We start from the raw sequence: 14,636 nt of genomic DNA, 5'->3' as shown, positions 1-14,636 counted from the left end.
CAAGCCTTGTTGCTCGCGAGTACGCAAACATGACTTGGCTAAATTGTTGGACCGGCTACATCCACCAATCTCCCGGCCCCGGCCACACCTGGCACTGTCGCTGATCAAGAGAGTCGGTCTTGACCTCTATCACGCTCCCAGACTCCAACCACTGCGGATGTCATTCCGCTCTTTTATGGCTGCATGCCACTTGGAAGCCTGGCTGGAAACACAGCTACTGTTAGCCAGGCTAATGGCCCCTCACTTTCGATCAGCCCCTCCCTCATCGACTCAAGGGGGTGATCCATCATGCTGATCCCCTCCATACGCAAGATTCACAACGTCAACAGCTCCAAGGTCATTGGCATGTCCTACAGCTTCAAAATGGCAGGGCTGATACCGTGGGAAAGTACGTTGGAACGAGACTGGCTTTTGCATCTTGAGTCAAACCTGGCCATACGCGAGATCTACGGCCAGCCAGAAACCTTCGATTACTGTTTTCAAGGCAAGTGGCACCGTTACACACCGGATTTCAAAGCGTGCTGGTATGACCCCCACCGCTTGCCCACTCTCTACGAGGTCAAGCCTCATGATGTGGCTAGTTCAGACTTGTTTCGACAACAAAGCGATTGCATCCGACAAGCCTTGGCAATGTACGGATACGAGTATGTAGTCAAAGACGAGTACGAAATTCGCCGGCAGCCTGTCTTGAACAATCTCAATTTCCTGAAGCATTACGCAGACATGTTCGTCTCGCGGCAGGATCGAGATCGAATCCATTACGCTTTCGACGACGGCAAGACATTCTGCCTGCAGTGGTTATTGGAACAGTTTGGCTGGCATAAGACTGATCTCGCAAAGCTGTATTACCTGATGTGGCGAGGTTGGCTCGTCTACGATGAACACCGCGTGGTTAGCCGGTCCCTAGTAGTCTGGCCGGCGAAAGGAGCGTGGTGATGGCTCTTGATCTCAGAGAAGGGTTTTCGGTAGCCCTCCACAGCACACACTACCGAGTCCTGCACATCCAGGCGGAGCGGCAAGTTTCATTACTCAACGAGCGCACTTCATCCATCACGTATCTCACGATGGATGAAGTTGACGTCTATTCTCAGCAGGGCCAGCTCAAGGTCATTACTGACCAAGATGTTCTGTTCCGCGAGGATGGCCTACCGCCAATACCTTCCGCCTTGCCAGCCAACCATCGCCCGAGACTTCAAAGGAGCTTGGCCTATGTTCGCGCAGTCCTTGCGCAAACTGAGCACTACTCACGAGAGCAGGAGACTTTGCCTGTAATTGCCGAGGTGGCAAAGCAACTTCGCGATGCCAAGCCCCCCAGCAGCATCACAATCTACCGTTGGTGCCGAAGCTTTCTTGATAACAACGCAGATCCACTTGCCCTTGCGCCCAGGACCGCTAACTGTGGGCGTCGTAAAGGACAGATTGACGTTGAGGTGATCGAACTTTTCTACGAAACCATCGATACCTATTACCTGAGCCGTGCACGCAATAGCCGGATAGATGCGCATGCCGAGTTGTGTGACCGGGTAATCGAAGCTAATCATCAACGCCCCAAAGAAGAGTGGCTACGGGCAGTCAGCTACAGTGGTTTTTGTAAGCTGATCAAGCGACTCCTCGATCCATTTATCGTCATGGTGAGGCGGATGGGGGAAAAACACGCCCGACGCTACTTCCGCTCCCGGGATCGAGGACCTGTCGCACTGTTTGCCCTGGAGCGTATCGAGATCGACCACACCCGGCTCGACATCATCATTGTTCACCCAATTACCAGGGAACCACTTGGTAGGCCTACTGTAACAGTCGCCATTGATCGCCGCTCACGGATGGTAGTTGGCATTTATATCGACCTCGAACCGCCATCGTCGATTGCCGTCTTGATGTGCTTGCGACAAGCCGTCACCAGCAAGCAGGCCATCCTCGACGATATCCTTGAATGCCAAGGCTTCACCTGGCCGGTCGAAGGCCAATTCCGTCTGATCTGCATGGACAATGGTCCAGAATTTCACAGCAATGTTCACAAGCAGTTTTGTGCCGACCTCCACGCGGATATGCAGTACTGCCCACCAGGTAAACCTTGGTACAAAGGCGCGGTTGAGCGTTTTATCGGAACGTTGAACCGGCGCCTGATACACAAGCTACCGGGTACTACCTGGTCAAATCCAGTTGAACGCGGCGACTACCCGTCAGAAAAGCTCGCCAGCCTGACGCTGCACGAACTGCGGCAGATGGTTTTTCGCTGGGTCGTGATCGACTACCACAACACCCGTCATCACGAACTGGGCGAAACCCCGCTGCAGTGCTGGACGCGCTTGGTCGACGAACACCCTGTCCCCCCGTTACCACAAAGTCTCAGTCTCGAAGTTGAGACCGGGTTGGCCTTTGAGAAGACCATCAGTAATGGTCGAATCGGCATTAAAGGCTTGCTCTATCACCATCCGTACCTGATCCATCTGCAGCAGAAACTGCCTGGCAAGCCCAAGGTCATGCTGCGCATCGACCCGGAAGATGTCACCCAAGCATACATCTATGACCCGCTGAACAAGGCGCTAATCAAACTGGAGTGCCTAACTGATGTTGAGCTAGGCACGTCATGGCTGGATTTCCAGCGAACACGCAAAGCTCGTGCACAGGACACGACGGACCAAACTGGCCCCGATGCAGAGCAGGTTCGGCAAGAAAAAGCCAAGTTACGCCGAGATGTCCATCAGACGCATCTACAGGCAGAAAAACGGCTGAAACAAACCCAACGCAAGAAAAAACAAGCACCGCGACGCTCACCCAAAGGGGATGTTCTAATCAGCGCTCCAGAATCACCTGAAAACCATGCATGGGGGGAAGCTTCGTCCCCGGCTGGATGGTCTTTGGAACGCCTTCTTTTAGAAGGAGACAGTAAATGAAAACCCCCGATTCCAACGTCCACGCAAAACTTCTACAACTGAAACGCATCCTTATTCGGCACCCACATTTCAATACCATTTTAGCCGAGATGGAAAATTGTCTTGAGGAATCGGATGACTATTCCGAGCCGCAGTGCATGCTTGTCACGGGTGATACCGGGGTGGGAAAATCAAGACTGCTAGAAACCTTCTACTCACTACACCCTCGCGTTATCAACGGTGACCACACAGAAACGCCCGTGCTTTTAGCATCACTACCATTGCCGGCGACAATATCAGGATTTTTTACGGCTATATTATCGTTTCTTAAAGCCCCCTACCCTGACCGTGGAAACATTGAGTACAAGCACACCCGGCTGATTCAATTATTATCACGCAGCAATACTAGGCTGATCATCCTGGATGAATTCCAACACTTGGTAGAACGCGGTACAGTACGACGCATTGAAGTTGTAGCGGATGCAATCAAGAGCCTGATTAATCAAACAAGATTGCCTTTCATTTTGGTTGGCATGCCCAGTGCAGCAGCGGTACTGGAATGCAGCCCACAGTTAGCGGGTAGGTTCCCGCTACGTATGGCAATTTCTGCTTTTAACTGGATAGAAAAGCCTGCTGATTTTAAACGGCTACTCAGCTGCTACGAACAAGGCCTCCCCATGGATAAAGCAAGTGGACTGTGTGATGAAGACATGCCGGCCAGGTTTTACTTAGCAACAGGCGGTAATTTCCGATCCCTTGCCACGCTGATTCAGAAAGCTGTACGCATGGCATTGATGCAGGGTTGCCCACGGATTGAACAAACGCATCTTGTGCTTTGCTTTGACCGCTACCTGGCACAAAACCGTAAGCTTCGCGCCAATCCATTCAGTGAAAGTGCGGAGGCAATCGAGCAGTGGGTTACCCAGCTCAAGGAGGCTCGAGCATGAACACCTTATCGACGGATCCCGCTGATTGCTTCCGCTTGCTGATACGCCCAGCCCCTGATGTCCGGGAAAACCTGGCGGGCTATCTTCTGAGGGTGGCAGAACTCAACTGCTTGCGCCACGTGCAAGAATTGCGCGAATTTCTTGGCACCCATGCCACCTACCCTTCGCAGCCTTCGCTCATTCCCCAGTTTGGGATTTATGACCTGCCGCGCCTTGGCGAGGAGCTCAATATTCCGGTCAGCCGCTTGGACACCATCGTGCAGCCACTCAATGTGCGCGTCGGGAAATTCCGCAAATTCCGCCATCAGGGAAAGTTGTGGCCTCTTGAGATGCTTCGAGACAAGCATCGGGCCTGGTGCCCGCTATGTTTGAAAGAGACCTACATTCAACAGGCCTGTTGGGACTGGCGCTTACAATCCGCCTGTTCCAGGCACAAAGTTCTCCTTGTTGAACATTGTCCATCCTGTCAACGGCATGTCAGCTGGCGTTATTCAACACTGCAGCAGTGTGTATGCGGCTATCCGCTTGCTGAAGCACCTGTAGTGCCAGTCAATTCTGCCTGGCAATCCATTGCAGTAAGCGACCTGCCGCCACATCAATTGATGCGGTACCTTACGCTAGTGCTGCTGGCACTTGAGGGAGAGCTACTGGATCTCGACCCGTTGGCAGTGAGCAGCCATGAACAGATACACCAAGCGACACTGGGCATAACAGAAGCTCAACTCCAGTCAGCCATACCGTTTCAGGATGCCGTAATTGAACAGATTGAAAAGCGACATATGGCCTACCCATCACTCGGACCAAGGCGTGCCGTTGCTTGTCTGTTGATTGGTCTTGGGCTGGAGCCCAGTTTTGATGCCGAGCTAGCATCAATTGCAAGCTATTGGTTGCACACCAAGTCACTCTTACCGGTCGTGAACAACTACTCGCCAGAAGATGAAATTCCTGCTCTGCCAATGCCGATAGTAGCCACCACATTGAACGTGTCATCACATATCATCAAGACGCTACTCAGAAAAGAAATCCTGACTTATTCCGCTGACAATGAATTAGCCCAGCGAAAGCGTATCGATAAGCAGGAAGTCATTGATGGAAAGAGCTTGGCAAGGCTTTTGCACCGGCTATCCAACATTAACGAGCCGGTACTAAATGGCAAAATCGTTCAATTTGACCACTATGGAATCGACTATGCCAGAAGGCTTGATCTCTTACTGGACATTGACGAACAGTACACCAGGGTCATTGCGTTCAACCCTGTCGATGGTCTACCAAGCTTATCGTTATGTAAGCCTCTCATAACTATTGATCCAAACGAGAGCTTACTATCCATCCGCAAGTCAGCAGAATTTTTAGATATTTACCCCGATGCAGTCTACCGTTTGATCAAGGCAAATTTCCTGACAGCAAAAGCGCTTACCAAGCGGCAAGCTAGCATTGACATCAAAGATCTTTCTGAATTTCGAGAGACATATGTATTTACCCATGAAATTGCTCAGAAATTAATGTGCAATCCAACCAACATAGCAGATCGAATCATATCGATTGGCATTCTCCCTGTACACGGACCGGCCATTGATGGTGGATTAACTTATGCATTCAGGAGAAAAGACATCACAGATGATGTATTGCAAAAAATAAGTCTTGCCGAGACCTATCAAAGCCGCGTAGGCCGAGGAAAGAAAAGACGACAGCAAAATGATGACCAATTCGGCGCCAGCCAGGGCATGCTTACAACAAAAGAGCTATCAAAAACAACAGGAATTAGCGCGATAAGAATTCGGCACGAGGCAAAATACGGGTGTCTGTCAGAGGTTGTCACGCATGTAGGGCCTAATGGTAAAAATTTTCAATTCCACACTTGCGCCATTGGCATACTAAGAATGTTTGCTGAAAGCAAAAACTGGCCAATTAAAGAAAGGCATGGAAAATGAATCATAATCAAATATTTGGAAAGGCACTTAGACAACTCAGACGAGAGATGCGACTAACTCAAGAAGAATTAGGATTTGAATCAGAAATAAGCAGAACGCACATTTCCTTGCTAGAGCTTGGCCAGCGATCGCCAACATTTGACAGTTTGTTGAAAATTAGCACCGGCCTCAAAATGGAACTAAGTGATTTTCTTATTCTTTTGGCCGAAAAAATTCGCCCCCAAAAAATGGAGCAAAGGGTGAAGCTGAAAAATGAGTACACCACACCTGATATGACGCAAGAGCACATAGAGTAGGATGGTTAGCCTGTGGATCAGCAGTGGCAAAGAAAATTGGAGGCGTTACCGAGTCAGAGGTGTCGGCTCAGCGCCCCAGCGGCCATCCACCATCGGCTCGAGAGTGTCTTGAGAAGCTGATAAATGCCACAGGGCATCAATCCCATCCTAGCTCGGTGCCCCCAGCCATGACTCATGCGAGCTACATGCCTATGTTATAATTAATTGGTGTGGCATGCCGCATAGACATGTTCGTCGGCCATTTGGACTTGCCACTTATCAGCACAATCAGGGGAATAATTTGGATATTCATGGCGATAGTCAGATAACAGATGTTGGCGTTGCCCCTGGAGCGCTTCCCGTACCCCCAAGTCGCCCACAGGAAAGTGATGAGACTGGATTCCTACTGATGCGCTTGGTGCTGGTGGACTCCCTGTGCCCCGGGCGTATTGTAGAGCTGCCAGTTGATGGTGGAACGGTTCTGACTGGACGTAACGGGCGCGGCAAGACCTCTCTCTTACAGTTGCTATTACTCTTTTATGGAGAGAGTCCCAACAGGATCGTCACCGCTGAGGCTGGGCGTGAAAATTTCATCGGCTACTACCTGCCTCGTGTTACTTCGTATATCGCGTTCGAGTATCTGCGCCCCGGTGGGCACAAGCGCATGGTCATTGCCTATGCCGATCGCAATGGGGACCGGGTCCTGTACCGGTTTGTGCGCCACGGCTTTGATGTAGCCCAGTTCGTCACATCTGTTGGGGACTTCGTCCATACGCAGAACCTTGTCAAACATCTACGACTGTTGGGCTTCGAATGCTCTGAACGGCAAATTGAGTCCCAAGCCGAGTATCGCGGCATTATTCAAGGGGTACCAAGCGCCACAACTGACAGACAACATCAGCGTTACCTGCGTGAACTAGCGCAAGAATATTCCTTCACAACCATCAAGCAACCACTACGCCAAATCGAGAAGATTGTCAGTGGCATGTTCCGACGTAAGACCAACTTTGACGATCTGCAAAGCATGGTCATCGACTGCGTTTCTGACGAAGTAGCGGCACATTCGATTTCCGGAGACCGGCGCAAGATTGAAGACTGGCCGAAGGGGTACAAGGCTTACACGTCCGTCATGGCTTTGGCCCCAAAAATGGAAACAGTTCAAAGCGCCGAGAACCAGTTACAAGCGGTTGAGCTTGCCATAGGAGAAGTACGGGCCAAATACCTTAGCTTGATCGCGCATCTTGATCAGGAAGCCCATGAGCAAAGTCAGGAACAGCACCGGCAGGAAACTTTACTGGAGGAGGAGAAAACTCAGATCCAGAAGCAACGGAGCGAACTGACGGGACATCAGCTCACAGCGGAACATAAGGCCATATTTGCTGAGGGCAAGGCAAAAGAACTTCAGGACCACTACGATTCCTATGAGAAGGAAGGCATTCGTGATCTGGATGCCCGCGTGCGCAACGCACAGAACCTTCGCAGTGAGCTTCTGAGCCTTGAAGAGCGCCGTACAGCCCTGCTCGGGGCGCAGTCGGAAATATCCGCTCGCTATGAACGCCTGAAACAGACTGAGAAAGACCATTTCAATACCTTTCGCGATGCCTCCCAGCAGAACCTTCGCCAGGTGACGGATGCGTGCGACCGAGAGCTTCGTGAGCAGGAAGCCGTCTTTGAGACACAGGAGCAGCAGGCGGGTCAGGTGGCACAAGACAAGCGGGCTGCCCTGGAGCAAGCCGTTCAGTTGGCGAGTAAGGAACATGGCCGTTGCCAGTACGCCATGGAACACCCGGCTGTTGATCCCAAAGCCATTGAACTTCTAGAACGCAAGCAGGGTGCCTTGGAAACAGCTCGCCAAGGCAAGGAAACAATAGAGGGGCAGCGTCGAGGACTAGACTTGGCTTATCGCAAAGCGATGCAGACGTTCCAGGATCAGGAGCGACAGGTATCAGCGGCGGTCCGAGGTGTCGATGTGATGGAAAAGGAGCTGGCGGAGAAGCGCCGTCAACTGGCCCCGGAAGAAGGCACACTGCTGCATTTCCTGAGAAGCGAATACCCTCACTGGTCTGACGATATAGCCAAGGTGATCCGGGGCGACCTGCTGGATCGCAGCGATCTCGTCCCCGCTCTGATCGAATCGCACAATGGCCTTTATGGGTTGTCGCTTAACCTGGAGCGACTTGAAGCCCACCCCGCCGCCGACGTTAGCGTCGCAGAGCAAGAGGTCGCCCTTGCCGAATCAAGGCTCAAGGAAGCTCGTGTGGCCCTGGCGTCTACCCGCACTGTTCTTGCTCAGCTCGGGGATGCTCGTGAATTGGCTGAACAGACTTGTCAGGTACATGAACAACAGGTGCAAAAATCTGATGCTCAAGTTCAATCCGCCATATCGGAAGTAGAAGAGGCCAAGAGGCAAGTTGAGGCCAGCAAAAGAGAAGCCATTACACTGGCCACACAACGCTTTGCGGTCGCCCAGCAGGCATTGCAAGAAGTGCAAGCGCGCATTTCGCGCTTCGATGAAGAGACCCACTCAGAAACAACCAAGCGTCGCTCCATATACACCCAGAAACGTCGCGATCGGCAACAAAAAAGGGATACCGAAACCAAGCTGATCGACGCCAGCGTGGCCGAGCGCAAAGGGGCGCTTACTACAAAACTAATCCAGTACGATTCCGAACGTGATGAAGTGCTACGCCAGAAAGGCGTTGACACGGCCAAGCTGAAAGGCATCGACGATGAGATGTCCCGTATCAACACCGAGTTAGCCGCGATTGGAACCTTCATCAAGCGCGTACAGGAATGGAACTACTGGAAAGACAACCAATGGCCAGCCTATGACGGATTTTTGGCCGATGGAGTCAAGGCGCGGGAAACAGAGCAGCAGTACGCCACGGCGATAACCGAGCTGGATGCCAAATGGAATCAACGCCAGCAACAGTTGCAGGCACAGGTAAAGCAGATTGGCGGGAGCCTGGCCCGCTTGTACGAGCAGCGCAGATTAGCTCAGCAGCGAGTCGATGGCATGCAAGACTATCCCGAAGTCGTTGTGACGGAATATGACCCATCGTGGACGCTGGATGCACTTGCCGGCTTGGCGAATCAATATATGCAGGACAGCCAACGGCTAGGCGGTGAGATTCGCCGAGGCATTTCTGATGTTGCGGCTGGCTTCAGGATGCACTTGGGCACCCCGCCAGAGCAGTACCTGCAATCAACGTTAGGCTCCCTATCTCCCACCCCAAGCAGGGAGTGGATTGCTCCATTCAAGCAGTGGTTTGCCAAAGAACATCAGGAGTACCAGCGCATCCTGCTGATGGAGGCCGTCAACATTGCCGGAGAAGTAAAAGCCTTCCACCGGACGATGGATGAGTTCCATCGCCGTGTGCAACAGTTCAACCGCGAACTTCAGGAACACCTGGATACCAGCCTCGCTTTCGAAAGCATTTCCAAGGTCAGCGTCGAAGTCGTTTCCACCATCACCGAGCTGAAGTATTGGCCAGCCATTTGCGAGATGGCTGAAGCGCATCGTGCGTGGCTCGGAGGTGCCTCGAACGATTTGCCACCTCCGGAGTTTGCCCAGAATATTGAGCGGCTGCTCGAGCACTGGGAGGTCAAAACTGGCATCCGAGCCGACCTAAAGAGCCTGATCCGCCTCCAGGGTGAAGTGACCGAGAATGGTAATCGCCGCGTCTTCAAACGGGCTTCAGATCTTGAGGCGGTCTCTTCCAATGGCCTGTCCTACCTGGTGCTGGCCACCATCTTCGTCGCGTTCATCAACCGGATTCGCCGCGATGCTCAGGTCAACATCGTATGGGCGCTCGATGAGCTGAAAGACCTCGATGCCGGCAACGTGGTTGGTTTGGTGGAGCTTCTGGAGCGCAACAACATCACGTTAGTTTCTGCGTTCCCCGATCCTGACCCAGACACCCTAGCGCTGTTTAGACATCGCTTCACAGTCGAACCGGATCGTCGCTTGGCCGAAGCCAGACTGGCGTTGGATGAGTTTAGTGAAGAACTGACTGACCAGGAATTGGAGGCTGAGAATGTTTGAGCAAGTCGTTCAGTCCCTCCTGGCCGGCGAGTTTGTCTGCCCTGTCTCGAACCACGAAGGCTTTGTTTTCTTGGGTGATTCCGGCAATCAGCATGCCATCAACGAATATCTCGGAAAGATCGGGTTACATTTGGCGGGAACCCGTCATAAGGGAGCCTACTTCGCCGCACACAACGCTACGGGAGGGCCCGAGCGCAAGGCGGCCAAGGAGGTGTTTACCGAAATCAAGCACACTCTACGCCCCGTGGTCAGCTTTCTGGACATGGTGATGCGGGCCATGCAAAGCGATGACTTTTTGTCAGTTGGCACCCCTATCGAGGTCAATAAACTGATGGGGGCCATTGATGCCAACCCGAGTTTCCGTAACGACCTTCAGATGCTGGCCATCCAGCTCAGGGTGCCAGCAGACGGAACTGATCGCACTCGATTAGACAAGGTGCTTAAGAGCTTTAGGGAAAAGGGATACCTATTGCTTTCGAATCCGGAACGAGAGATTTACCAGATTACTGGCAAGATCGAATTCATCCAGGAGGCGATCGAATTTTTGATGGAGCATGATTCGATCCAGAGCGAAGAGGAGGAAATTTCTTCTGGGCAAGGGGAATTGGTGTGAGTCAGAGTGCCGACAGCATCATTTCCTATCTGGAACTGCTTCACTCAAATCGACACTTGATTGCTGCGGCCTATTGCAATGGCGGTGTTGGAATGGAGGAGGACAATCAACGCCGCATACGCCAACTTCAGCAACACCGTGTACTGATCCCCTACTTCCAGGATGATTACCGCCTCAGCCCCAGCCTTGGCCGTCATCTTGATGAGGTCTTCCAGCGTCAGCGCAGCTACGCAGTCGGTGCCAACTTTGGAGAACTGATCAACCGGCTGCCGCAGTTGATTGTCGAGTACATCAACGCCAGTCATGAGAATCGCCTGGAAGATCAGGAGATGTATGGGTCCGATTTTGACGTTGGGGTGTTCGAGCTGGCCTCCCTGGTAAACAACGAACTCCTTAGTCTTCGCGTCATCACAGAAAATCAGTTTGCAAATGTTCGCACCTTGGCCGAGAAACAGCGGCAAAACGAGTTCTACCTTGACCGAGCAGAGAAGATTGGTGAGGCCATTTCCATGTTGGAAGGCGATCTCTTACTTGGCACGCTGGAAGGTTCTACCCTGCTAAAGCCGCTGTTCGTTGTCTACCAGCATCAGATATTGGCCCGGCTGCAAGAATGGCGGGCAACTCACTTGGACATCACTGCTGTACTAAAAGCCTTCCTTTACCGCTTGCGTCAAGTTGAGCCAGAGGCTAGGCGTCTGCGTGCATTTGCCCACTTTCTCCGGAAAAACCCCGATTACCAACTTCCTGAGATTGATAGCATTCAGGCATTGCCAAGTTGGTCTTCCCGATTCGCTGGGCTGCGCTTGAAAGTGCACCCCGATCTGTCATCTTCTCAGACAAGAGAATCACTTGTGGATGTGGCAAAGGCCATACCGGCTGCGAAGATCATCATTATCAAAGAAAGGGTAGCAGGTCATCCGATAGGTGACGGTTCGGACAAGCCAGTCAATGTGATTCAGCCGAAACCCGTACAGCTTGCATTCCATCGTTACCTCGAAGCAGCAAGCTCCGCATTGAAGCCTTTGTCAGCGGTAAGCTGGAAACGACAGCAACAGGAATTCACCGAGCTGGATGATGAAGCGTGGCTGCTGTATACCATTCACGCTATCCAGATGCTTGGCAAGGGCCCCAAGGGACGTTTGCGTGAATTTCAGACAAAGCGGAGAGAAGCCCCAAGGGGACACCCTCGATCTGGCAATATCGTGGTTACGGATATCGAGCTATGGAAAAAAGCCTGATTACCAGCCTATTACGGGTCTACCACAGCGACAAGATACGGCACGGCGCCAGTGGCGTTCTAAGCCGGTTTGTCGAAGGCTACAATATCGGTCAGCGAGTCGGCGCATCATTAGCATTTTCGGACGCAGATAAGGAAGACATACGTAAATTGCTTTTGGCCACCGAAGGAATTGATGCGACAACCACAGTGCCTGATCAGTGGAATGGACTGAGTCGAGCAGAAAGTCTCGCGCATGGCGGGAACGAAAAGCTTACGGATGTTTCTGTACGGTCAGATCGCGTGGCCGTTAAAGCCTTGCCAGGCAAATCACTGCTACTTAATGGACAGCACACCACCCTGCCGAATGGAGTTAACCTAGATATAAACTGGAGCTGGTTAGTTTCGAATTGCGGACACTCAACAGTGCTACTGATTGAGAACTGGGAAGTTTTTGACCGCATTCACCAAGTCACCTTCGACCTATCCCAAGCCGGCGAAAACCCCATAATAGTTTTTAGGGGAAGTCCAGTCTATCGGCAAGATCACGTAATGTCTTTGCTAAATGCCCTATCGCTTCCCGTCTTTGCCTTTGTCGACTACGATCCCGCTGGGCTTGTCATTGCACAGAGCCTGCCGCATTTTGCCGGGCTTATTTCTCCACCATCTGGTGATTTAGAAGCTGCACTTGTTACCACCAAAAACTATCAGCGCTACCGCAATCAGCTCCCCGAAGCACAGGTGGTTCTAAACGCTTCAGACACCCCAGATATTGCTAATCTCTGGAATTTACTACAAAGCCATGGGGCGGCATTACCACAAGAGTATTTCTTAATGGCGCATTAAAAAAATCTCGCCGACGAAATATTAAAGTTCAATTACAAAGAGATAGGGCGCACATACACAATCACACCCCTATTAGAACCACCCAATCAATTAAAACAAACTCCAGCCATGAATTCCATAACAAATCAAATACAAACCATAATTAACAATGCCGTTAATGAATTTGCAAATGACTTCATAAATTGCCGAGAATTATTTTCCACTCTAGACTCTCGCAACGGACTAACCCATTCTGGTGAGTTTGGAATGTACCGAGAGCGCATTTGCAAGAAGTTAATTGAAAAATTTGTTGCATCCGACATGAAAATAGGCGATGGATTCATTATAAACAAAAACGGTGAATCATCAAACCAAAGTGATCTTATAGTCTTTGACAGGGACCATACGCTACAAATTGAATCAGGGGGCGCAAAGTTTTTCCCTTGTGAAACGACATATGCCATTGGAGAAGTCAAGTCAAAGCTAGATGAAAAAGGCCTAAAAGAAGCATTGGCCAGACTGATTAAAGCCAAAAAAATTCGATCGCACACACCTGCAATTCCAACCCCTATAAAACCAAATCATCTGCCGCATTTTATAAACAAAATTGCATCGGGGGCTTATGATGGCGATGAGCATTACAACCCATACAGAATAAATAAATTTGGCGATTTTCAAGGTTTGATTGATTACATAGAGAATGGTACGTGCGACAATTTCATCAACGACGTCTTGCATAATATTCGCTTGTTTGAACAGCTTAATATTGTAACATTTCTTATTTGCGAAGAAATAAAAGACATAGAAAAAATAATGTCTGACACGGCAAGTCCATTTAATTTTTGCTCAAAAGAAGACGAGCCTTTTAGAATCAATTTAATCCTAAGCTTGAATGATGGCTTGATTTTTCATTGCTATTATGAAAACAACGCATTGACACCATACCCCTTCCCAATGAAGCTTGGAGAAAAAATGCGTGCGATATTTTTTCCAAACAAAAAGGATGGAAAAAACCTACATATTGTAAAGTTTATACAATTGCTTTCATGGGCGCTTTATGAGACCGCCATATATCAGTTTGTACCAATGGGTTATTATAAAAATCAAATAAATATAATAACACCTGATTGCAAAGTAATTTCTGGCGGTTAGAAATTGGCAATTTTGGATCCACCTTCCTGTACAAATCAAAATTAAAGATATTTCATGTTGACACTTAGGATTTCAGAATCTCGTTTAGCATTAGTCATCAGCATTGCCGCACTTGCGGCAACATTATGGCAAGGATATGAATCAAAGAAGGCAAATGACCTCAACCAAGAGGCCCTAACAGTTGAAGTTCAGCCAAGCGACATCCCATCCAAGCGGATTGAAAAGGTTGTTTGTATCGATGGAAATGTCGCCGCCATATACATGTATTGGCGTGTCAATATATTTAACTCATCGTCGCTACCGGTTACAATCAAAGACATTTTCTCCATGAGCTCCTCCCCTGCTGGTACTGTTTCAGGCATTAATTCCATTGGCAAGGATGGCCCTGTAAACCGACAATTTCCCTCCGTAGTCGAATCAAAAAACTTTAAGACATTTCTTTTATCCGTACCAACCTTGACATCAGAACCATTCAAAAGCTGGTTCCGTAGCCATGGAGGCTGCGATGGGAAGCTCGATTGGGTTAAAAGCACTGATCGTGGTGGTTTCAGTGAAACGGGCTGGCCAACTGCTCGGGCAGTTAACGCCTACTTCAATGTAGCTACAGGTTCTGGAAATAATTTCAACGTGATATCCAACTGGCCATAATTCAAAATTTTTGATTAACCGGTCGACTGGAAAAAAGGCAAGCCCCCCCCCATCTAGGATTTCCGGCCGTGGTCCCTAGGAAGTTAGCGCACAAATCTTTAGGCTTGAGAA

Annotated in this window: 11 protein-coding genes; all 11 read left to right on the top strand. The window is 50.4% G+C overall.

The features are described from left to right. Nucleotides 1-288: 288 nt before the first annotated feature. The 11 genes from B9N72_RS09810 to B9N72_RS20740 all read left to right on the top strand — a co-directional run bounded on the left by B9N72_RS09810 (nt 289) and on the right by B9N72_RS20740 (nt 14,525). Nucleotides 289-936: a TnsA endonuclease N-terminal domain-containing protein gene (locus B9N72_RS09810; protein ID WP_085276222.1), complete on the top strand. Its 648-nt coding sequence runs from the start codon at nt 289-291 to the stop codon at nt 934-936. Next, nucleotides 936-2,894 carry a Mu transposase C-terminal domain-containing protein gene (locus B9N72_RS09805; protein ID WP_085276221.1) on the top strand — a complete coding sequence of 653 codons (1,959 nt, stop codon included), beginning with the start codon at nt 936-938 and terminating at the stop codon, nt 2,892-2,894. Before B9N72_RS09810 ends, B9N72_RS09805 begins: the two co-directional genes overlap by 1 nt. Continuing rightward, nucleotides 2,891-3,820, top strand: a complete 930-nt coding sequence (locus B9N72_RS09800; protein ID WP_085276220.1) for a TniB family NTP-binding protein — start codon at nt 2,891-2,893, stop codon at nt 3,818-3,820. The genes B9N72_RS09805 and B9N72_RS09800 overlap by 4 nt, the downstream gene beginning before the upstream one ends. Continuing rightward, nucleotides 3,817-5,751: a TniQ family protein gene (locus B9N72_RS09795; protein WP_085276219.1), complete on the top strand. Its 1,935-nt coding sequence runs from the start codon at nt 3,817-3,819 to the stop codon at nt 5,749-5,751. Before B9N72_RS09800 ends, B9N72_RS09795 begins: the two co-directional genes overlap by 4 nt. Beyond that, nucleotides 5,748-6,047, top strand: a complete 300-nt coding sequence (locus B9N72_RS09790) for a helix-turn-helix domain-containing protein (protein WP_085276218.1) — start codon at nt 5,748-5,750, stop codon at nt 6,045-6,047. Before B9N72_RS09795 ends, B9N72_RS09790 begins: the two co-directional genes overlap by 4 nt. 388 nt (nt 6,048-6,435) lie before the next feature. Then, the gene (locus B9N72_RS09785; protein WP_159453035.1) at nt 6,436-10,071 is read left to right on the top strand and encodes an ATP-binding protein; all 3,636 of its coding nucleotides are present in this window, start codon (nt 6,436-6,438) and stop codon (nt 10,069-10,071) included. Further along, on the top strand, nt 10,064-10,684 hold the full coding sequence (locus B9N72_RS09780; RefSeq protein ID WP_085276216.1) for a condensin complex protein MksE: 621 nt from the start codon (nt 10,064-10,066) through the stop codon (nt 10,682-10,684). The genes B9N72_RS09785 and B9N72_RS09780 overlap by 8 nt, the downstream gene beginning before the upstream one ends. Further along, entirely contained in the window at nt 10,681-11,922 is a 1,242-nt protein-coding gene (locus tag B9N72_RS09770) for a hypothetical protein (protein ID WP_143477794.1), read from the top strand. The genes B9N72_RS09780 and B9N72_RS09770 overlap by 4 nt, the downstream gene beginning before the upstream one ends. Next, entirely contained in the window at nt 11,907-12,746 is an 840-nt protein-coding gene (locus B9N72_RS20750) for a DUF7281 domain-containing protein (RefSeq protein ID WP_143477793.1), read from the top strand. The genes B9N72_RS09770 and B9N72_RS20750 overlap by 16 nt, the downstream gene beginning before the upstream one ends. Nucleotides 12,747-12,854: 108 nt before the next feature. Next, nucleotides 12,855-13,877, top strand: a complete 1,023-nt coding sequence (locus B9N72_RS20745; RefSeq protein ID WP_143477792.1) for a DUF6602 domain-containing protein — start codon at nt 12,855-12,857, stop codon at nt 13,875-13,877. A 54-nt stretch (nt 13,878-13,931) separates the two neighbouring features. Further along, nucleotides 13,932-14,525, top strand: a complete 594-nt coding sequence (locus B9N72_RS20740; RefSeq protein WP_143477791.1) for a hypothetical protein — start codon at nt 13,932-13,934, stop codon at nt 14,523-14,525. The last annotated feature ends 111 nt before the right edge of the window (nt 14,526-14,636 follow it).

The sequence above is a fragment of the Pseudogulbenkiania subflava DSM 22618 genome, assembly GCF_900177275.1.
Taxonomy (GTDB): Bacteria; Pseudomonadota; Gammaproteobacteria; order Burkholderiales; family Chromobacteriaceae; genus Pseudogulbenkiania; species Pseudogulbenkiania subflava.
The sequence above is the reverse complement of the archived record's forward strand: the minus strand, read 5'-3'. Positions and strand labels throughout refer to the sequence as shown.